Raw genomic sequence first — 18,449 nt, forward strand, 5'->3', positions numbered from 1 at the left:
CATCTCAAACCAGTCTTAATCGACTGGTTTTTTGTTTTATGCGCCGCGACCCGCTATAACTTAGCTCGTCGCAAAAAGGGAAAACTGCCAGATGCCTGTCACTCCAAAGTACAGCGCCAAACAGCGTGCGCAAGACCGAGCCAGAATCCTTCAAATCCTGTTAACCAATAAAGCGGTAGCCACCGGTATTCTTGGCAAACTACCGCAGCCGCAAGCACAAACGCCCGAGCAGGATATCGCCGAAATCATGACGCTGGTGGCAAGACTGCCCGCCGCCGATCTCGCTGATGTCCTGGAAGCGTTGCCGACCGAAGAACGCCATGCTTTATGGCGGCTGGTAAAAGACGATCGGCGCGGCAAAGTGTTGATTGAAGCCTCAGAAACCGTCTGGGACGACTTAATCGAAGACATGAGCGATAAAGCCTTGCTCAATGTCATTCGTCCGCTGGATATCGACGACCAGATTTATCTCGCGCAATATCTGCCCCGCGACCTGATGGGGCGGCTGCTGGCAACTCTTCCGCAAGAAGAGCGCACCCGAGTCCGGCAAGTGCTGCACTACGAAAAGCACAGCGTCGGCGCGATTATGGATTTCGAAGTGATCACCGTCCGGGCAGATGTCACGCTGGCGGTGGTACAGCGTTTTCTACGCTTGCGCGGCAAAATTCCGCAAAATACCGATAAAGTTTTTGTCACCACGCGCGATAAAACATTATTGGGAGAGTTGGGCCTGACCGCTATTTTGCTGCATGCCCCGCAAACCCCGGTGCTCAATGTGATGGACGATAACCCCACCTGTTTTGCGCCCGAAGATAACGACGAAGTGGCCGCCCGCACCTTTGAACGTGATGACCTGGTGAGTGCTGCGGTTATCGATAGCAGTGGCAAACTGATTGGCCGCCTGACCATCGATGAAATCGTCGATGTGGTTTACGAAGAGACGGATAACGACCTACGCCGTATGGGCGGCCTGAGCGCTGAAGAAGACGTGTTCGCCCCGGTCAGCAAAGCGGTTAAAGCGCGTTGGGCGTGGCTTGCGATTAACCTGTGTACCGCTTTTGTCGCCTCGCGCGTCATCGGCCTGTTCGAACATACTATTTCGCAACTGGTGGCTTTAGCATCGCTGATGCCGATTGTTGCGGGAATAGGCGGTAACACCGGAAACCAGACGATCACGATGATTGTCCGCGCTCTGGCGCTGCAACATATTCAGCCGGGAAACTTCTCCTTCCTGGTGTTGCGCGAGCTGGGTGTGGCGCTGTTTAACGGGATTATTTGGGGCGGCGTGATGGGCTGCGTCACCTGGCTGCTTTACGATGACCTTGCGTTGGGTGGCGTAATGACCCTGGCAATGGTGCTTAATTTGTTGGTGGCATCGCTGATGGGCGTCCTGATTCCGATGATCATGATGCGGCTCGGAAAAGACCCGGCGGTGGGGTCGAGTGTACTGATTACCGCCATTACCGATACCGGCGGTTTCTTTATTTTCCTGGGGCTTGCGACGATCTTTTTGTTGTAGCGATAGCCGCCTGAGGCACACGACGGGTTAATTATCCGAACTTACCACTTTTAAGTTCTGTAATTTCCCGTCTGGCATCGTTATATTATGCAGTACATAACGAAACGCAATGGAGATTATCATGGCTAAGCAGTGGATCCGTCTGGCATTAGGTGCCGCATTGAGCGTTACTTTAGCTGGTCAGGCATGTGCCGATAACAGCAAAATTACCGTTTTTGCCGCGGCATCTTTAACTAACGCAATGCAAGATATTGCTACCCAATATCAGAAAGGCAAAACGGTTGAAATCGCTTCTTCTTTTGCCTCATCTTCAACGCTTGCACGCCAACTTGAAGCCGGTGCGCCTGCGGATTTATTCATCTCTGCCGATCAGAAATGGATGGACTACGCGGTAAGCAAAGATGCGATTAAAACGGACTCTCGCGAGACGCTGCTCGGCAACAGCCTGGTGGTGGTTGCGCCTAAAGCCAGCAAATTGGGCGATGTGGCGATCAACGCCAAAACGGATTGGGCCTCTTTGCTGAAAGGTGGTCGTCTGGCGGTTGGCGATCCAGACCACGTTCCCGCGGGCATTTATGCTAAAGAAGCGCTGCAAAAATTAGGCGCATGGGATACGCTATCACCAAAACTTGCTCCGGCAGAAGACGTGCGTGGCGCACTGGCGCTGGTTGAACGTGATGAAGCACCGATTGGTATCGTTTATGGTTCTGATGCGGTTGCAAGCAAAGGCGTGAAAGTTGTCGGTACTTTCCCGGAAGATTCCCACAAGAAAGTGGAATACCCGATTGCCATTGTGAAAGGCCACGACAACCCAAGCGTTAGCGCGTTTTACACTTATCTGAAAGGACCGGAAGCGGCTGCTATCTTCCAACGTTACGGATTTACGACCAAATAATGATATTGACCGATCCCGAATGGCAGGCGGTACTGCTGAGCCTGAAAGTCTCAACCCTTGCGGTGCTGTTTAGTCTTCCTTTTGGGATCTTCTTTGCCTGGGTGCTGGTGCGTTGCCGGTTCCCGGGCAAAGCCTTGCTCGACAGTATTATTCATCTCCCGTTAGTGCTCCCCCCTGTGGTGGTTGGTTACCTGTTGCTGATTGCGATGGGCCGTCGCGGTGTGATTGGCGCCTGGATTTACGACGTTTTTGGCATCACCTTTGCGTTTAGCTGGCGCGGAGCGGTGCTCGCGGCGGCGGTCATGTCCTTCCCGCTGATGGTGCGTGCGATTCGCCTGGCGCTCGAAGGGGTGGATATGAAACTCGAACAGGCGGCGCGTACACTGGGTGCCGGGCGCTGGCGTGTCTTCTGCACGATTACGCTGCCGTTAACGTTACCGGGCATTATTGCCGGAACCGTGCTGGCATTTGCGCGTTCACTCGGTGAATTTGGCGCAACCATTACCTTCGTTTCGAATATTCCCGGCGAAACCCGCACCATTCCTTCGGCGATGTATACCCTGATTCAAACCCCCGGCGGCGAAAGTGCGGCGGCGCGGTTGTGCGTGATTTCGATTGTGCTGGCGCTGGTGTCATTGCTGGTGGCCGAATGGCTGGCGCGACAGAGCCGTAAACGGATAGGGGCGCTCTGATGCTGGAATTGAATTTTGTTCAGACGCTGGGTGACCATCGTCTGGCGATTAACGAAACCTTGCCGGGGCAGGGGATTACGGCGGTATTTGGCGTGTCTGGCGCCGGGAAAACCTCGCTGATTAACGCGATTAGCGGCCTGACTCACCCCCAGCATGGGCGCATCGTCCTCAACGATCGCGTATTAAGCGATGCCGAAAACAAAAAGTTTCTCGCTCCTGAAAAACGCCGCATTGGTTACGTGTTTCAGGACGCTCGCCTGTTCCCGCACTATCGTGTGCGCGGCAATCTTAAATACGGTATGCCAGCGCGCGCGGCCGGGCAGTTCGATAAATTAGTTGAACTGTTGGGGGTTGAACCGCTGCTCGAGCGCTTCCCATGGAGCCTGTCGGGAGGCGAAAAGCAGCGCGTAGCGATTGGTCGCGCCTTATTAACTTCGCCAGAATTGCTGCTGCTGGATGAGCCGCTCGCCTCGCTGGATATTCCGCGTAAACGCGAGCTGCTGCCGTATCTGCAACGTCTGGCGCGTGAAATTAATATCCCGATGCTCTACGTCAGCCACTCGCTGGAAGAGATTCTCCACCTGGCCGATAAAGTGCTGGTGCTGGATGGCGGTGAAGTGAAGGCATTTGGCAATCTGGAAGAGGTGTGGGGCAATAGCGTCATGCACCCGTGGCTGCCGAAAGAGCAGCAAAGCAGCGTGCTAAAAGTGACGGTGCTGGAGCATCATCCGCACTACGCCATGACCGCACTGGCGCTGGGCGATCAGCATTTGTGGGTCAATAAATTAGATAAACCGGTGCAGTCGACGTTACGCATTCGCATCCAGGCGTCGGACGTTTCGTTGATTCTCCAGCCGCCGGTAAACAGCAGTATTCGTAACGTGTTGCGGGCTAAAGTGGCGAACTGTTATGACGATGAAGGGCAGGTGGAAGTTCAACTGGAAGTTGGCTCGCGCACGCTTTGGGCGCGGATTAGCCCGTGGGCGCGGGACGAATTAATGATAAAACCGGGCCAGTGGTTGTACGCGCAAATCAAAAGTGTGTCGATCACCGCGTGAAAAGTGATGTCGGGTGGCGCTTGCGCTTACCCGACCTGTGACCGCTTTCTGACAGCTATAACAAATGCTTATAAATCGTCTCCGCGATACCCGCTTCCAGATTGGTACCGATCACTAAATCCGCCCGCGCTTTAATCGCGTCATCCGCATTACCCATTGCCACACCGAGCCCGGCGCTTTCCAGCATACTTAAATCATTAAAGTTATCGCCGAAGGCCATCACTTCACTCATGGATAAACCTTGTGATTCAACCCACTGCGCCAGGCGATTGCCTTTGCTGTTACCGCGTTGCGCCACATCGACCTGATCATGCCATGACCATTCGCACGCCAGCCCCAATTCCCGTTCGACCACCTGAGTAAAACTTTGCAGCTTGATGGTATCGACATCCGTTAGCGCAAACTTCCAGATGGCATCAACGTTATGCGCGGCTTCGCGCAGGGAATTCACATGGCGGAACACCGGACGCTGAGCTTCAGGCAAAGATTTGGCCCAGTTTTCGGTACGCAAAACATGCCCGGTAGTTTCCTGATACAGCATCGCGTCATCCACATACATCAGCCCATGAACGTTGTGGGTATCAAGCAAATCAATCAACTGGCTCGCCTGCTGCGGCTGTAAAGGATCGGATGCCAGTACCTTTTTCGCATGATAATCATACAAATAAGTGCCATTGCAGCAAATTGCAGGTGTTTCCAGGGCCAGTGCCTGATAAAAAGGATGGATGGCAACGTGATGACGGCCCGTCACAATGATCACTTTCACGCCAGCGTCATGTGCGCGTTGTAAAGCGGTCAGTGATTCAGGAAGAATAGTTTTTTGCGGCGTGAGCAATGTGCCGTCAAGATCAAGGGCGATTACGCGATAAGTCATTTAGGGTTCCAGTCAAATTCAGAATCATAAGGCCTGTGCCGATGTTACACCGCTTGCGGCGTTGTTCAAAATGACAACACGATGCGGCAAAACGCACTACCCTTGTGACTATTACTCAAGACGTTGGGAGGAGAGAGATTTCATGAAACAAACAGTCTATACCGCGAGCCCCGAAAGCCAGCAGATTCACGTTTGGCAACTCGACCATGCAGGCGAACTGACTCTGGTTCAGGTCGTTGATGTGCCAGGCCAGGTGCAGCCGATGGTCATTAGCCCTGACAAACGTTTTCTGTATGTGGGCGTGCGTCCTGAGTTTCGCGTCATTGCTTACCGCATTACGCCAGATGACGGTACGCTTACCGAAGCGGGTGTTACCGCCATTCCGGGCAGCCCAACGCATATTTCAACCGATCGTCAGGGACGTTTCCTGTTCAGCGCTTCCTACAATGCAGGCAGCGTAAGCGTTGTGCGCCTTGGTGCAGATGGTTTACCGGGTGAGGTGGTAGATGTGGTCGAAGGGCTGGAAGGTTGCCACTCAGCCAATATTTCGCCGGATAACCGCACGCTGTGGGTGCCTGCGCTGAAGCAAGATCGTATTTGCCAGTTTACGCTGTCTGACGACGGCAAACTGGTAGCGCAAACGCCTGCGGAAGTGACCACCGTTGAGGGCGCAGGCCCGCGTCATATGGTGTTCCATCCGAACCAGCAATACGGTTACTGCGTCAATGAACTGAACAGCTCCGTGGACGTGTGGGAGCTGAAAAATGCTAACGGTAAAATTGAATGTGTGCAAACGCTGGACATCATGCCGCCAGATTTTGCTGATACTCGTTGGGCGGCTGATATTCACATTACACCGGATGGTCGTCACCTCTACACGTGCGACCGCACCGCCAGCATCATCACGGTATTCAGCGTGTCAGAAGATGGTAGCGTCCTGGCGTTAGAAGGTTTCCAGCCGACGGAAACGCAGCCGCGCGGGTTTAACATCGACCATAGCGGGAAATACCTGATTGCAGCGGGCCAGAAATCACACCATATCGCGGTTTATCAAATTAACGGCGAGCAAGGGTTACTGGAAGAGAAGGGCCGTTATGCCGTGGGGCAAGGGCCGATGTGGGTAGTCGTTAACGCCTTCTAATACTTTGATTCAATAATAAAAAAACCTCGCAATTGCGAGGTTTTTTGTTTTAGGTCGAACGCTTAATTACTCTGCAACGACCGCACTGCCAACGCCGCGGTTGTTGAACTCCCACATACGGTTTGCGTTAGCATCGTTCAAATCGCGCTGGATGGCGTCTTTCTCGCCTTTCGTACCGACATTCCCGGTAAACGGACGTTTAGAACTTGCGGCATCGCCCCAGGGTTTTGCGCTATTGAAGCCTTCGTTGATCACGCTGTCACGGATAACGACCTGACCATTGGATGTCTGGCCTGCGGTATAACCGTTTTCATTCGCTTCAACATCCCAGGCGCGACCCAATTGCGCGACGTTATCGCCTGCGGCGGTAAAGCGGCTATTGATTGCCAGGAAACCGTAGTAAATGTTTGGCAGCGTAGCAGGGGCAAACACATAACCTTCCTGGGTACGGCTATTAACCAGACGGAAATCGGTATTCTCGAACACCACCGCACCACGGCCAGCAACCACATCCACATCACCTTCGATGTAGCTATTTGTTACCAGTGTGCGCGGCTGACGGTCAGTTAACATGCGGTTTTGCACGTCGCTGTTGGTCACAAAGAAAGTGTTCTGGCGGCCCAGCAGATGAACATTGTTCAGTTGCACTTTGTCGCCATCGGTACGCAGAGCAACGGCCTGATGGTTACCCCCGTCAACGCTATCACCCAGGGTGTTTGCGATAGTCAGGTTTTGCATCTGCAGGCCATTGTTTTGGGACCACACTGCTGCGGAACACATGATGCCAACGGTCGCGCTGCGCTTGCTCTGGCAGCTATCGAACATGTACCAGGCAGGTTTGCCCGGCATATATTTGCCTGATGGGTTGACCGCGCGGCGCCAGGTATTCACATCGATTTCGGAATCCAGCGGCATGGTGATTTTCACATCGCCTGCATTATCCGTAGTGCCGTACAGCGTGACGCTGCCGGAACCCGCAGGGATATAAACGGTGCCCACATATTCGCCTGGCTGAATAGCGATGTACTGGCGAGTGTTGCTGTGTTTCATCATGGCTGCATCAACGGCTGCCTGAATAGACGTGTGAGTCACGCCTTCGCCACCGGCGGCACCGACGACAAAATCAGGCTGCTGCGGAAGGCGAATGGATGACGGAGCCCAGGCCGCTTCATCTTTATTCTTAGATGAGAAGTAACGCGCCTGAACGAAGTTCTGCGCTTCATCGGACGATAAAATTGGACGAGACTGGGTGCCCGGCGCGACTTGCTTAGAAGGGATGTCTTCCGGAGGTGTTGAACTACAGGCCGACAAAGCTACAGCAAAAGCGAGCGCGGCTGCCCGACGAGAAACCGAAAAAGTATTCAAGGCTTGCTCCTTGCAATGCAATTTTAAAAGGGGATCTGAAAACCTGCTTTTTTATACTATGTTGAGCGAAACGGGAAGCCGATTGTGCAAATCGGCTTCATAAAGGTGGGATTAATTAAACATTGCAGTAATCGACGCGCTTCCTAACGAGTGGAAATGGACGTTGTAACCCACCATGGCACCCGAAGCGTTCTCGTCAATATCGAGTTTTTCAACGTCGATGGCGTGAACGGTGAAAATGTAGCGGTGTGATTCCCCTTTTGGTGGCGCCGCGCCGCCGTAGCCCGGTTTACCGAAATCTGTGAGTGTTTCGATGGCGGGTTCCGGGAGATCGGCCAGACCTGAGCCTGCCCCCTGTGGCAGCACGCGCGTATCGGCAGGAAGGTTGATCACCACCCAGTGCCACCAGCCAGAGCCGGTTGGTGCATCAGGGTCATAACTGGTGACTACAAAGCTTTTGGTGCCCGCCGGCACATCGTCCCATGCCAAATGAGGGGAAATGTTATCGCCGTCGTAGCCCATGCCGTTAAACACCTGACGCCAGGGGAGTTTATCCCCCTCTTTAAAATCCTGGCTTATCAATTTCATTGCCTACCCCTTGGTCAGAGATCCAGTAATTTCAGGAGTTCCTCGGCAGCAATAGCGGATGACGCCGGGTTTTGTCCGGTGACCAAATGCCCGTCCACCACCGCATATTCACCCCAGTCGTCGGTGCGCTCGAACAGCCCACCTGCTTTTTTCAGCTCATCTTCCACCAAAAACGGCACGACGGCGGTTAAGCCCACGCCCTCTTCTTCGCTATTGGTAAAGCCCGTCACGCGTTTGCCTTTGACCAGCGGCGAGCCGTCGGGCTTAGTCACCTTGCGCAATACACCTGGCGCATGGCATACCGCCGCTACGGGTTTTCCCGCCGCCCAAAATTCTTCGATAAGTTTGATCGAATGGCTATCTTCGGCCAGATCCCACAGTGGGCCGTGGCCGCCGGGATAAAACACCGCGTCAAAATCTTCAGCGTTGATGCCCGCAAGTTTTTCAGTATTCGCTAACAGTTTCTGAGCGGCGGCATCAGCGCGAAAACGGCGCGTGTCATCGGTTTGCGCGTCGGGTTCGTCACTTTTAGGATCAAGCGGTGGCTGCCCCCCTTTTGGAGAGGCGAGAGTCACCTCAAGCCCGGCGTCGTGAAAGACATAATACGGCGCGGCAAACTCCTCAAGCCAAAAGCCTGTGGGTTTGCCGGTATTACCCAGTTGATTGTGCGAGGTTAAAACCATGAGGATTTTCATCTGAATCTCCCTGTTGGGACGTGAAAAGATCCTCGAAGTGTAGTGCATGCGCGAGCGGCTTGCTGGCGCTCAGCGTCTGAAAAACGCCGGATTTTCCACGGCACCCGCCACGGCGGTGATAAGTTTTTCCAGTTGTTCAGGGCTGATAATGTAAGGCGGCATCAGGTAAATCAGCTTGCCGAACGGACGAATCCAGACACCTTGTTCAACAAAAAATGCCTGAAGTGCAGCCATATCGACCGGATGGTGCGTTTCGACGACGCCAATCGCCCCGAGTACCCGTACATCAGCAACCTGCTCGCAATTCTGTAAGGGTTTTAGCCCCTCTTTTAGCTGTTGTTCCAGCGTGCGCACTTGCTGCTGCCAGTGGCCTTCCTCTAAAAGCGCAAGGCTTTCCGTGGCGACCGCACAGGCCAGCGGATTACCCATAAACGTTGGGCCGTGCATAAAGCATCCGGCTTCGCCGTCGCTGATGGTTTCCGCGACGTGGCGGGTGGTCAGCGTGGCTGAAAGCGTCATGGTGCCGCCGGTTAACGCTTTGCCAAGGCAGAGAATATCCGGTGAAATCCCCGCATGTTCGCAGGCAAACAGTTTGCCGGTGCGCCCAAAACCGGTGGCAATCTCATCGGCAATCAGCAAAATCCCTTCGCGGTCGCACATGCGGCGAATACGGCGTAGCCACTCAGGATGATAGAAGCGCATTCCGCCTGCGCCCTGAACAATCGGCTCCAGAATCACGGCGGCAATTTCATGGCGATGAGCGGCCATTAAACGCGCAAACGGCACGATGTCCATTTCGTCCCATTCATCGTCGAAACGGCAATTTGGTGCAGGGGCAAACAGGTGCTCAGGCAGGTAACCCTGCCACAGGCTGTGCATCGAATTGTCCGGATCGCACACCGACATCGCACCAAACGTATCGCCATGATAACCATGACGGAAAGTGAGGAAGCGCTGGCGCGGTTCGCCTTTGGCGTGCCAGTACTGCAACGCCATTTTCATCGCCACTTCAACGGCAACGGAGCCGGAGTCGGCCAGAAAAACGCATTCAAGATTTTCCGGTGTCATCTCGACCAGTTTACGGCACAGCGCCACAGCGGCGGGGTGGGTGATACCGCCAAACATTACGTGCGACATCTGGTCAATCTGGTCTTTCATCGCTTGATTTAAACGCGGGTGATTGTAGCCATGAATGGCTGCCCACCAGGATGACATCCCGTCAACAAGGGCTTTACCATCAGCAAGTTGCAGTTCGCAGCCCGTCGCTGCCACAACCGGATAAACCGGTAGCGGTTGGGTCATCGAAGTGTAAGGATGCCAAATATGTTGTTGGTCGAACGCTAAATCAGCAGGGGTCATAGGGTGGCTTGTAAACCATTTAAAAAAGATTTAGGTTTACAAGTATAACGTCAATCAACGGCTAACAACACCCTTTTTGGAGACGCCCAATGGCTCACCACGCACGCTGGACAATGTCGCAGGTCACTGCTTTATTTGAGAAACCTTTCCTCGAACTGATGTTTGAAGCTCAGCAGGTGCATCGTCAGCACTTCGATCCCCGTCATGTGCAAGTCAGCACGTTGCTGTCGATTAAAACCGGCGCGTGCCCGGAGGACTGCAAATATTGCCCGCAAAGTGCCCGCTACAAAACCGGGCTGGCGTCTGAGCGCCTGATGGAAGTTGAGCAGGTGCTGGACTCGGCGCGTAAGGCACTCAATGCCGGTTCTACCCGTTTTTGCATGGGCGCAGCCTGGAAAAACCCTAATGACCGCGATATGCCATACCTTGAGCAAATGGTGCAGGGCGTGCGTGAAATGGGGCTGGAAACCTGCATGACGCTCGGCACATTAACCGGTACGCAAGCAGAACGCCTCGCGGCGGCAGGGCTGGATTATTACAACCACAACCTGGATACCTCCCCAGAATTCTACGGCAATATCATCACCACTCGTACCTATCAGGAGCGTCTCGATACGCTTGATAAAGTGCGCGGAGCGGGGATTAAAGTTTGCTCCGGCGGCATTGTTGGGCTGGGGGAAACCGTTACCGACCGCGCCGGATTGCTGCTGCAATTAGCCAATTTACCGACGCCGCCGGAAAGCGTGCCGATCAACATGCTGGTGAAAGTGAAAGGCACGCCGATGGCCGATAACGAAGACGTGGATGCGTTTGATTTTATTCGCACTATCGCCGTGGCGCGTATCATGATGCCGACCTCCTTTGTGCGTCTTTCCGCCGGGCGCGAGCAGATGAGCGAGCAAACTCAGGCGATGTGTTTCATGGCGGGCGCGAACTCCATTTTCTACGGCTGCAAACTGCTGACCACACCAAACCCGGAAGAAGATAAAGATCTGCAATTGTTCCGCAAGCTGGGCCTGAATCCGCAGCAGACCACAACCCACGCGGGTGATAACGAACAGCAGCAACAACTGACCGACCAATTGCTCTCAGCAGATACGGAGAATTACTACAACGCGGCGGCTGTATGACCTGGCAGCAGCGTATCGACGGCGCTTTAGAGCAGCGGCGCGCAACGGGCAGCTTTCGAATCCGGCAGGTGAATCACCAAGGTAGCGGGCGCTTTCTTGAACAAGGCGATACCCGCTATCTGAATTTTTCCAGCAATGATTATCTGGGAATCAGCCATCATCCTGAAGTGATTCGCGCCTGGCAAGACGGGGCTGAAAAGTATGGCGTCGGCAGCGGCGGCTCCGGGCATGTCACTGGCTATAACGAAGCGCATCGGCAATTCGAGGAACAACTTGCTGACTGGCTCGGTTACCCACGTGCGCTGCTGTTTATTTCTGGTTTTGCCGCCAACCAGGCACTTATTACGGCGCTGACGGAAAAACCAGACCGTATTCTTGCCGATAAACTTAGCCACGCCTCGCTTCTCGAAGCGGCGATGCTGAGCCCGGCACAGCTTCGGCGTTTTGCCCATAACGATGTGGCTGCGCTAAAAACGCTACTCGCGCAACCGATAGACGGCCAGAAACTGGTGATAACCGAAGGCGTATTCAGCATGGACGGCGACGAAGCACCGCTGGCTGAAATCGCTCGGGCTACTCTTGAGGCTCAGGGATTATTGCTGGTGGATGATGCGCACGGCATCGGGGTGCTCGGTGCGGAAGGGCGGGGCAGTTGTTATCAGCAACACGTTAAGCCTGATTTGCTGGTCGTTACGTTTGGTAAAGCGTTTGGGGCGAGCGGGGCTGCCGTTTTGTGCAGCGAATCAATGGCAGATTATTTGCTGCAATTCGCTCGCCATCTGATCTACAGCACCGCAATGCCACCCGCTCAGGCCTGCGCGTTGTCGGCGGCGTTGAAGGTGATTCGCCGCGATGACTCAAGACGTGAGCAACTCCGCGCCAACATCGCCCGCTTCCGTGCGGGAGCGGGGCAATTACCGCTGAAATTAATGGCCTCGCAAACCGCTATCCAACCGCTCATTGTCGGTGAAAATGAAGCCGCGGTGAGTCTTGCCGTCACGCTGCGTGAACGTGGGTTCTGGCTGACGGCGATTCGCCCGCCAACGGTGCCAGCGGGAAGTGCAAGGCTACGCGTAACTTTAACCGCCAGTCATACCGTTGAGGATATCGACCTGCTTCTGGAGGCGCTGTATGACGCAACGCGTTAACAAAGCCGCCGTCGCCGCGGCATTCGGTCGGGCGGCAACCACCTATGACAGTCACGCCCAGTTGCAGCGTGCCAGCGGAACATTGCTTGCGGCCAGGCTCGAAGGCCGTGAAATTTCAAGCGTACTGGACGCAGGCTGTGGCACCGGCTGGTATAGCCGCGTGTGGCGTGAAAAAGGCTGCCACGTGACGGCGTTAGATCTCTCTCCCGCCATGTTGAATCATGCGGCCCAGCAAGATTCTGCGCACCGTTACCTTGAAGGCGACATCGAAACCATCAACCTGCCGGATAACTACGCCGATCTCGCCTGGAGCAACCTTGCGGTGCAGTGGTGCAGTGATTTACGCCGTGGTTTGAGCGAGCTTTATCGCGTGACGCGCCCCGGCGGCTGTGTGGCATTTACCACCCTTGCAGAGAACTCATTGAGCGAACTGCATACCGCCTGGCAGGCAGTCGATGAACGGCCTCATGCGAATCAGTTTCTCGCCGTCGAACGTATCCAGAATGCCTGTGCGGGCTGGCGTTTCTCTCTGCAAATTCATGAGATTAGCCAGACGTATGATTCGGTCCTGGCTGCCATGCACTCGCTAAAAGGAATCGGTGCGACGCACCTTCATGACGGGCGTAAAGCGTCGTTGATGACCCGTCAACAATTGCAAAAATTAAGCTTCGCCTGGCCGCAAAAAGAGGGGAAATTCCCTCTGACCTGGCAACTTGTTTGTGGAGTCATTGAACGTGATTAAAAAATGGTTTGTTACCGGAACCGATACGGAAGTGGGGAAAACCGTCGCCAGTTGCGCATTGCTTCAGGCAGCAACGCAGGCGGGTTATCGTACCGCAGGTTATAAACCGGTGGCTTCGGGCAGCGAAGTGACACCGCAAGGTCTGCGAAATAGCGATGCGCTGGCGCTGCAGCGCAACAGCAGCGTGGAGTTAAGCTACCCACAGGTCAACCCGTTCACTTTCCAGGAGCCGACATCGCCGCATATTGTGAGTGCGCTAGAGCAGCGTCCCATCGCATTTTCGGCGCTGTCATCAGGTCTTGAGGCGCTTTATCCCCTCGCAGATTGGGTGCAGGTTGAAGGGGCTGGAGGCTGGTTTACACCGCTTTCGGACAACACCACGTTTGCTGACTGGGTGGGGTTAGAGCAGTTGCCCGTTATTTTGGTCGTTGGTGTGAAGCTGGGCTGCATTAACCACGCCATGTTAACCGCACAGGCAGTGCAAAGCGCGGGGCTGCGTTTGGCAGGCTGGATCGCCAATGACGTTCAACCTACCGGCAAACGCCACTCGGAATATATCGCGACACTGCGCAATGTGTTGAAAGCACCGATGTTGGGGGAGATCCCTTTCTATACCGATATTGACACTCAAACCTCTCTTGGCCGCCATTTAGATATTTCTCTTCTTTCGGCATAACTCGCAAAACCTCAGCACTTTTCAGCAACGCCCGAGATGTTTTTCGGGCGCTCTTCCGCTATTCGTTATGGGACATTATTTCTCCTTGAAGTAAAACCTGAGGCGGGTAAATTACTTCTCAATTTCATGTTGTCACCTGACAACTTTTTTGAGAGTATGGTCTGGAGGTTTTATGAAGCGGCGCGTTCACCCGAATAAGGATATTGAAGCAGCATTAAGTTATGCGGAATGTCAGGGGTGGCAAGTCCGCCCTGGCGGTTCGCATTGCTGGGGTAAGATGTATTGCCCGTGGAATGACAAAGCCTGCCGCTGCGGTGAGTTTTGTATTAGCTGTATCTGGAGCACGCCACGTAGCGCGTTTAATCACGCCAGGCAAATACGCCTCGTGGTTGATAACTGTAGCCAGCAAAGCATACCGCCGATTATCAGACATTAAGTTTCAAGGAGCAGAACATGTCAGAATTTAGTTTCACATTGATTTTTACACTGCCAGAAAAAAGCCAGAATCCAGCCGAATGGGTTGAAGCCTTAGGAGCACAGGGCTGTGACGATGCGCTGGTGGGGGTAGGAGTAACGGGGCGTATCGCGTTAAATTTCATTCGCGAAGCGCAAGACGCCAAACAGGCGGTGGTTTCAGCCATTCAGGATGTAAAACGCATTATTCCAGGGGCGAGCCTGGTTGAAGTAATGCCCGATTTAGTCGGGTTAACGGATATTGCCGAACTGCTGGGATTTTCACGTCAATACATGCGAAAAGTGATGGTCAGCCGCAATGCTTTCCCCCAGCCGGTACATGACGGTAAAACGGCCATCTGGCATCTGGAGCCTGTGTTGCGCTGGATGCGAGAAGCGGGCGTATCGAAAGTGCCTTTGCCGCTGGTGGAGCTTTCAGCCGTTACACGCCAGTGCAATTTGCAGCGGGAGATGGCCGATCTCGATCCGAGCCTACAGAAGAAACTCGGGCAACTATGACGGCAGAATACTACGGGATCATTCTTGCCGTCCTGTGACACTCCATCATGGATCAATCCAACTGGAGACGAGTTTGTCGTCCAGTAGCGCGACATTTCCCTGGGCGACGTTACGGCCCCGGTGAAGCAAACAGAAGCGGTCTGCAACGCGGCGGATAAATGACAGTCGCTGTTCAACCAGCAGAATTGTCAGCCCAAAATCACGGCTCAGCCGCCGGATAATATTCCCCAGATCGTTAACAAACCGCTGCCCGCTGCCAAAAGTGGGCTCATCAAGAATCAACAGTTTGGGTTGCGTTACCAGGGCGCGAGCCAAGGCTAACTGCTGCTGAAGATCGCCCGACAACTCACCGCCGCGCACATGGCGCAAGCTGTAGAGTTCAGGAAAAAGCGCGTAGACCATGCCGGGTATAGAACGTGAGTTGCCTCGGGCAGCTAAAAGCGCAATGTGCAGATTTTCTTCAACACTGAGTTGAGAAAAAATGCGCCTGTCCTGGGCGACATAACTCATTCCTAATGCCGCACGGCCTTCAATCGGCTGCGTCAGCAAATCCTGCGGAGGGTGGCCCGCCTCAAGCCAGGTCATAGTGCCACTTTGCACGGGGAGGTAACCGGTGATGCAGTTAACCAACGTTGTTTTACCCATGCCAGGTGCACCGAGAATGCAGGTGCACTCTCCAGGGGTTAGTTCGAGATCCAGATTCCACAGAATATGGTTTTCGCCATAAAACTGATTCACAGCACGCAGACTCAACATCGACATTCTCCTTCAGGCAGGGTTAACAATGCGGAGCGACTTCTGCAACGCGGAGTATTACTTATCAACAGTGCAATTCCCTTGCCATGAACGGATCGATACGCCTGAACTTTGCAACTTTGAGAATAGACTCATGAAAAAGGATGAATAAGCCTTCGTGCTCTACGACTCAAAAAGCACGATGCACTTTGTCAGTGCCGGGGTTTGGTCTGTTTGGTGCAAAGCCGCGCGGTTGCGTTATGAAAATGCTTAATTCGTGAGCGGTAGCATAAGAAAAGGTAAATCCATCACAGGTAAAAAAGGATCAAAAAAAAACCTTAAAAATATTTTTGCGGCTCCGCACAGAGAATTTAGGGTTTTTTGCGGTCTGCGCTGCAAAAGGGCTGAGAGCAGTTATCCACTATTCCTGTGGATAACCATGTGCATTAGAGTTAGAAAACTTGCGGTAAGCGAGAGCGGGCGCGGGTTGCGCATGAATTGGCGCGAAACCAGACTTTCTTAAATAAACTTTTAAAATTAATGAGTTGAATAAAATCAATCGTTGCAATAAAAGTGCCACAGATGTTCCTTACGCTTTTATGACACTGCTTGACAAATGTTAAAAGCTAAAAAAATCTGGGGATAACCATTTTGGTCAGTTGAAACCTCTGAGAGATGAGTGTTTTACCGGCAAACCAGACGGTAAAGAGGGGGGAAGTATCATAAACTCGATGGCATGGAACTGGTTTTTCATCCAGTATCTTTTTCTGGCAAAATTTCCTGTGCCGAGTAAAATTACCCTCCGGCCCGCTCGTTTCTTCACCAGGTAGCCTCTTCATGAGTAAAGCATTCAAATTAAATTCAGCATTCAAACCTTCTGGCGATCAGCCCGAAGCCATACGTCGCCTTGAAGAGGGGCTAGAAGACGGGCTTGCCCATCAAACGCTATTGGGGGTGACGGGCTCCGGTAAAACGTTCACCGTGGCGAATGTGATTGCTGATTTGCAACGTCCCACCATGGTGCTGGCTCCGAATAAAACCCTCGCGGCACAATTGTATGGCGAGATGAAAGAGTTCTTCCCGGATAACGCGGTTGAATTTTTTGTTTCCTACTACGATTACTACCAGCCCGAAGCCTACGTTCCGAGCTCAGATACGTTTATCGAAAAAGACTCATCGGTTAACGAACATATCGAACAGATGCGCCTGTCGGCCACCAAGGCCCTGCTTGAGCGGCGCGATGTGATTGTGGTGGCTTCGGTATCGGCCATTTATGGTTTGGGCGACCCGGATTTATACCTGAAGATGATGCTGCACCTCACCAAAGGGATGATTATCGACCAGCGTTCTATCTTGCGCCGCCTGACTGAATTGCAATATACCCGTAACGACCAGGCATTCCAGCGTGGGACTTTCCGCGTGCGCGGCGAAGTGATTGATATCTTCCCGGCTGAATCTGACGACCTGGCGTTACGTGTCGAGTTGTTTGATGAAGAAGTGGAGCGGCTTTCGCTGTTTGACCCGCTGACCGGGCAAATTGACAATGTGATTCAGCGTTTCACCGTGTACCCCAAATCCCACTACGTCACGCCTCGCGAACGTATTCTGCAGGCAATGGAAGAGATCAAAGAGGAGCTGGCGGACCGTCGAAAAGTCCTGCTGGCTAACAATAAATTGCTTGAAGAGCAGCGCCTTGCGCAGCGTACGCAGTTTGATTTAGAGATGATGAACGAACTGGGTTACTGCTCAGGGGTAGAAAACTATTCACGCTTCCTTTCTGGCCGTGGCCCTGGCGAGCCGCCGCCAACGTTGTTCGATTATCTGCCAGCCGATGGCTTGCTGGTTGTCGACGAATCCCACGTTACCATTCCGCAAATCGGCGGTATGTACCGTGGGGACCGGGCGCGTAAAGAGACGCTGGTGGAATATGGTTTCCGTCTCCCTTCCGCGCTCGACAATCGTCCGTTGAAATTTGAAGAGTTTGAAGCGCTGGCTCCGCAAACGATTTATGTCTCGGCAACCCCAAGCAACTACGAGCTGGAAAAATCGGGTGGCGATGTTGTCGATCAGGTTGTCAGGCCAACTGGCCTGTTGGACCCTATTATTGAAGTTCGTCCGGTGGGCACTCAGGTTGACGATCTGCTGTCTGAAATCCGTAAGCGCGTCGAAATTAACGAACGTGTTCTGGTCACTACGCTGACCAAACGCATGGCCGAGGATTTAACGGAATATCTCGAGGAGCACGGCGAGCGGGTTCGGTACCTGCACTCAGATATTGATACCGTTGAGCGTATGGAAATCATTCGTGATTTGCGCCTTGGCGAGTTCGATGTTCTGGTGGGGATCAACTTGCTGCGTGAAGGGCTGGACATGCCTGAAGTGTCGCTGGTGGCGATTCTTGATGCCGATAAAGAGGGCTTCCTGCGTTCCGAGCGTTCACTGATTCAGACCATTGGCCGTGCGGCGCGTAACATCAACGGTAAAGCCATTCTTTACGGCGACAAAATTACGCCATCTATGGCAAAAGCGATTGGCGAAACAGAACGCCGCCGTGAGAAACAGCAGCGCTATAACGAAGAGAATGGTATCACGCCGCAAGGGCTTAACAAGCGAGTCGTAGACGTCCTTCAGCTTGGCGAAGGGATGGCGAAAACCAAAGGCCGCATGAAGAGCAAAGCGCGCAGCGTGATTGAAGATGATGAAATCGTTCTGACACCAAAAGCGCTGCAGCAGAAAATTCAGCAGCTAGAAGGCAAGATGCTTGAGCATGCGCAGAACCTGGAGTTTGAAGAAGCGGCGCAGATTCGTGACCAGCTTCATCAGTTGCGGCAGCTTTTCATCGCAGCTTCGTAGTTCATTT

At 53.5% G+C, this 18,449-nt stretch carries 18 protein-coding genes; 12 read left to right on the forward strand and 6 right to left on the reverse strand.

Annotation, left to right across the window (positions count from 1 at the left end):
* Window positions 1–91 precede the first annotated feature (91 nt).
* The 4 genes from mgtE (at window position 92) to modC (ending at window position 4,164) form a co-directional block, all read left to right on the forward strand.
* Window positions 92–1,519 (forward strand): magnesium transporter, encoded by a 1,428-nt coding sequence (gene mgtE, locus AB1E22_RS15765; RefSeq protein ID WP_367596175.1) that lies wholly within the window; start codon window positions 92–94, stop codon window positions 1,517–1,519.
* A gap of 121 nt (window positions 1,520–1,640) precedes the next feature.
* On the forward strand, window positions 1,641–2,414 hold the full coding sequence (gene modA, locus AB1E22_RS15770) for a molybdate ABC transporter substrate-binding protein (RefSeq protein WP_367596176.1): 774 nt from the start codon (window positions 1,641–1,643) through the stop codon (window positions 2,412–2,414).
* Window positions 2,414–3,106, forward strand: coding sequence for a molybdate ABC transporter permease subunit (gene modB, locus AB1E22_RS15775; protein WP_154149737.1), 693 nt, complete (start codon window positions 2,414–2,416; stop codon window positions 3,104–3,106). The genes modA and modB overlap by 1 nt, the downstream gene beginning before the upstream one ends.
* Window positions 3,106–4,164, forward strand: coding sequence for a molybdenum ABC transporter ATP-binding protein ModC (gene modC / locus AB1E22_RS15780; protein WP_367596177.1), 1,059 nt, complete (start codon window positions 3,106–3,108; stop codon window positions 4,162–4,164). Before modB ends, modC begins: the two co-directional genes overlap by 1 nt.
* A 55-nt stretch (window positions 4,165–4,219) precedes the next feature.
* Here the strand turns inward: modC and AB1E22_RS15785 are convergent, their stop codons facing one another.
* Window positions 4,220–5,038 (reverse strand): pyridoxal phosphatase, encoded by an 819-nt coding sequence (locus AB1E22_RS15785; protein WP_367596178.1) that lies wholly within the window; start codon window positions 5,036–5,038, stop codon window positions 4,220–4,222.
* Window positions 5,039–5,180: 142 nt separating this feature from the next.
* Here AB1E22_RS15785 and pgl point away from each other — a divergent pair, with 142 nt between their 5' ends.
* A complete protein-coding gene (pgl, locus tag AB1E22_RS15790) occupies window positions 5,181–6,179 on the forward strand; it encodes a 6-phosphogluconolactonase (RefSeq protein WP_367596179.1) in 999 nt (332 codons plus the stop codon).
* Between the two features lie 66 nt (window positions 6,180–6,245).
* Here the strand turns inward: pgl and AB1E22_RS15795 are convergent, their stop codons facing one another.
* The 4 genes from AB1E22_RS15795 to bioA form a co-directional block, all read right to left on the reverse strand.
* Window positions 6,246–7,544: a putative acyl-CoA thioester hydrolase gene (locus AB1E22_RS15795; protein ID WP_367596180.1), complete on the reverse strand. Its 1,299-nt coding sequence runs from the start codon at window positions 7,542–7,544 to the stop codon at window positions 6,246–6,248.
* A 111-nt stretch (window positions 7,545–7,655) separates the two neighbouring features.
* Entirely contained in the window at window positions 7,656–8,132 is a 477-nt protein-coding gene (locus AB1E22_RS15800; RefSeq protein ID WP_367596181.1) for a kinase inhibitor, read from the reverse strand.
* Between the two features lie 14 nt (window positions 8,133–8,146).
* Window positions 8,147–8,827 (reverse strand): type 1 glutamine amidotransferase domain-containing protein, encoded by a 681-nt coding sequence (locus tag AB1E22_RS15805; RefSeq protein ID WP_367596182.1) that lies wholly within the window; start codon window positions 8,825–8,827, stop codon window positions 8,147–8,149.
* A 69-nt stretch (window positions 8,828–8,896) separates the two neighbouring features.
* Window positions 8,897–10,186, reverse strand: a complete 1,290-nt coding sequence (gene bioA / locus AB1E22_RS15810) for an adenosylmethionine--8-amino-7-oxononanoate transaminase (RefSeq protein WP_367596183.1) — start codon at window positions 10,184–10,186, stop codon at window positions 8,897–8,899.
* A gap of 89 nt (window positions 10,187–10,275) precedes the next feature.
* Between bioA and bioB the strand changes: the two genes are divergently transcribed.
* The 6 genes from bioB to AB1E22_RS15840 all read left to right on the forward strand — a co-directional run bounded on the left by bioB (window position 10,276) and on the right by AB1E22_RS15840 (window position 14,854).
* Window positions 10,276–11,316, forward strand: a complete 1,041-nt coding sequence (bioB, locus tag AB1E22_RS15815; protein ID WP_367596184.1) for a biotin synthase BioB — start codon at window positions 10,276–10,278, stop codon at window positions 11,314–11,316.
* Window positions 11,313–12,464, forward strand: coding sequence for an 8-amino-7-oxononanoate synthase (bioF, locus tag AB1E22_RS15820; protein ID WP_367596185.1), 1,152 nt, complete (start codon window positions 11,313–11,315; stop codon window positions 12,462–12,464). The genes bioB and bioF overlap by 4 nt, the downstream gene beginning before the upstream one ends.
* Window positions 12,448–13,206, forward strand: coding sequence for a malonyl-ACP O-methyltransferase BioC (bioC, locus tag AB1E22_RS15825; RefSeq protein WP_367596186.1), 759 nt, complete (start codon window positions 12,448–12,450; stop codon window positions 13,204–13,206). The genes bioF and bioC overlap by 17 nt, the downstream gene beginning before the upstream one ends.
* Window positions 13,199–13,882 (forward strand): dethiobiotin synthase, encoded by a 684-nt coding sequence (gene bioD / locus AB1E22_RS15830; RefSeq protein ID WP_367596187.1) that lies wholly within the window; start codon window positions 13,199–13,201, stop codon window positions 13,880–13,882. The genes bioC and bioD overlap by 8 nt, the downstream gene beginning before the upstream one ends.
* A gap of 172 nt (window positions 13,883–14,054) precedes the next feature.
* Window positions 14,055–14,318, forward strand: a complete 264-nt coding sequence (locus tag AB1E22_RS15835) for a hypothetical protein (RefSeq protein ID WP_367596188.1) — start codon at window positions 14,055–14,057, stop codon at window positions 14,316–14,318.
* A 17-nt stretch (window positions 14,319–14,335) separates the two neighbouring features.
* Window positions 14,336–14,854 (forward strand): helix-turn-helix transcriptional regulator, encoded by a 519-nt coding sequence (locus AB1E22_RS15840; RefSeq protein WP_367596189.1) that lies wholly within the window; start codon window positions 14,336–14,338, stop codon window positions 14,852–14,854.
* A gap of 45 nt (window positions 14,855–14,899) precedes the next feature.
* Here AB1E22_RS15840 and AB1E22_RS15845 read toward each other — a convergent pair whose 3' ends face one another.
* Window positions 14,900–15,610 (reverse strand): ABC transporter ATP-binding protein, encoded by a 711-nt coding sequence (locus tag AB1E22_RS15845; RefSeq protein WP_367596190.1) that lies wholly within the window; start codon window positions 15,608–15,610, stop codon window positions 14,900–14,902.
* Between the two features lie 816 nt (window positions 15,611–16,426).
* Between AB1E22_RS15845 and uvrB the strand changes: the two genes are divergently transcribed.
* Entirely contained in the window at window positions 16,427–18,442 is a 2,016-nt protein-coding gene (uvrB, locus tag AB1E22_RS15850; RefSeq protein WP_367596191.1) for an excinuclease ABC subunit UvrB, read from the forward strand.
* The last annotated feature ends 7 nt before the right edge of the window (window positions 18,443–18,449 follow it).

Origin of the sequence: Buttiauxella gaviniae, assembly GCF_040786275.1 — a bacterium.
In the GTDB taxonomy this organism is placed as follows: Bacteria; Pseudomonadota; Gammaproteobacteria; order Enterobacterales; family Enterobacteriaceae; genus Buttiauxella; species Buttiauxella gaviniae_A.

Coding starts and splice junctions, on each gene's coding strand:
- pgl (WP_367596179.1), top strand. CDS start 5,181: ATGAAACAAACAGTCTATACCGCGAGCCCCGAAAGCCAGCAGATTCAC.
- bioB (WP_367596184.1), top strand. CDS start 10,276: ATGGCTCACCACGCACGCTGGACAATGTCGCAGGTCACTGCTTTATTT.
- modC (WP_367596177.1), top strand. CDS start 3,106: ATGCTGGAATTGAATTTTGTTCAGACGCTGGGTGACCATCGTCTGGCG.
- AB1E22_RS15805 (WP_367596182.1), bottom strand. CDS start 8,827: ATGAAAATCCTCATGGTTTTAACCTCGCACAATCAACTGGGTAATACC.
- AB1E22_RS15835 (WP_367596188.1), top strand. CDS start 14,055: ATGAAGCGGCGCGTTCACCCGAATAAGGATATTGAAGCAGCATTAAGT.
- AB1E22_RS15800 (WP_367596181.1), bottom strand. CDS start 8,132: ATGAAATTGATAAGCCAGGATTTTAAAGAGGGGGATAAACTCCCCTGG.
- AB1E22_RS15845 (WP_367596190.1), bottom strand. CDS start 15,610: ATGTTGAGTCTGCGTGCTGTGAATCAGTTTTATGGCGAAAACCATATT.
- bioF (WP_367596185.1), top strand. CDS start 11,313: ATGACCTGGCAGCAGCGTATCGACGGCGCTTTAGAGCAGCGGCGCGCA.
- bioA (WP_367596183.1), bottom strand. CDS start 10,186: ATGACCCCTGCTGATTTAGCGTTCGACCAACAACATATTTGGCATCCT.
- AB1E22_RS15840 (WP_367596189.1), top strand. CDS start 14,336: ATGTCAGAATTTAGTTTCACATTGATTTTTACACTGCCAGAAAAAAGC.
- bioC (WP_367596186.1), top strand. CDS start 12,448: ATGACGCAACGCGTTAACAAAGCCGCCGTCGCCGCGGCATTCGGTCGG.
- AB1E22_RS15785 (WP_367596178.1), bottom strand. CDS start 5,038: ATGACTTATCGCGTAATCGCCCTTGATCTTGACGGCACATTGCTCACG.
- modB (WP_154149737.1), top strand. CDS start 2,414: ATGATATTGACCGATCCCGAATGGCAGGCGGTACTGCTGAGCCTGAAA.
- mgtE (WP_367596175.1), top strand. CDS start 92: ATGCCTGTCACTCCAAAGTACAGCGCCAAACAGCGTGCGCAAGACCGA.
- uvrB (WP_367596191.1), top strand. CDS start 16,427: ATGAGTAAAGCATTCAAATTAAATTCAGCATTCAAACCTTCTGGCGAT.
- modA (WP_367596176.1), top strand. CDS start 1,641: ATGGCTAAGCAGTGGATCCGTCTGGCATTAGGTGCCGCATTGAGCGTT.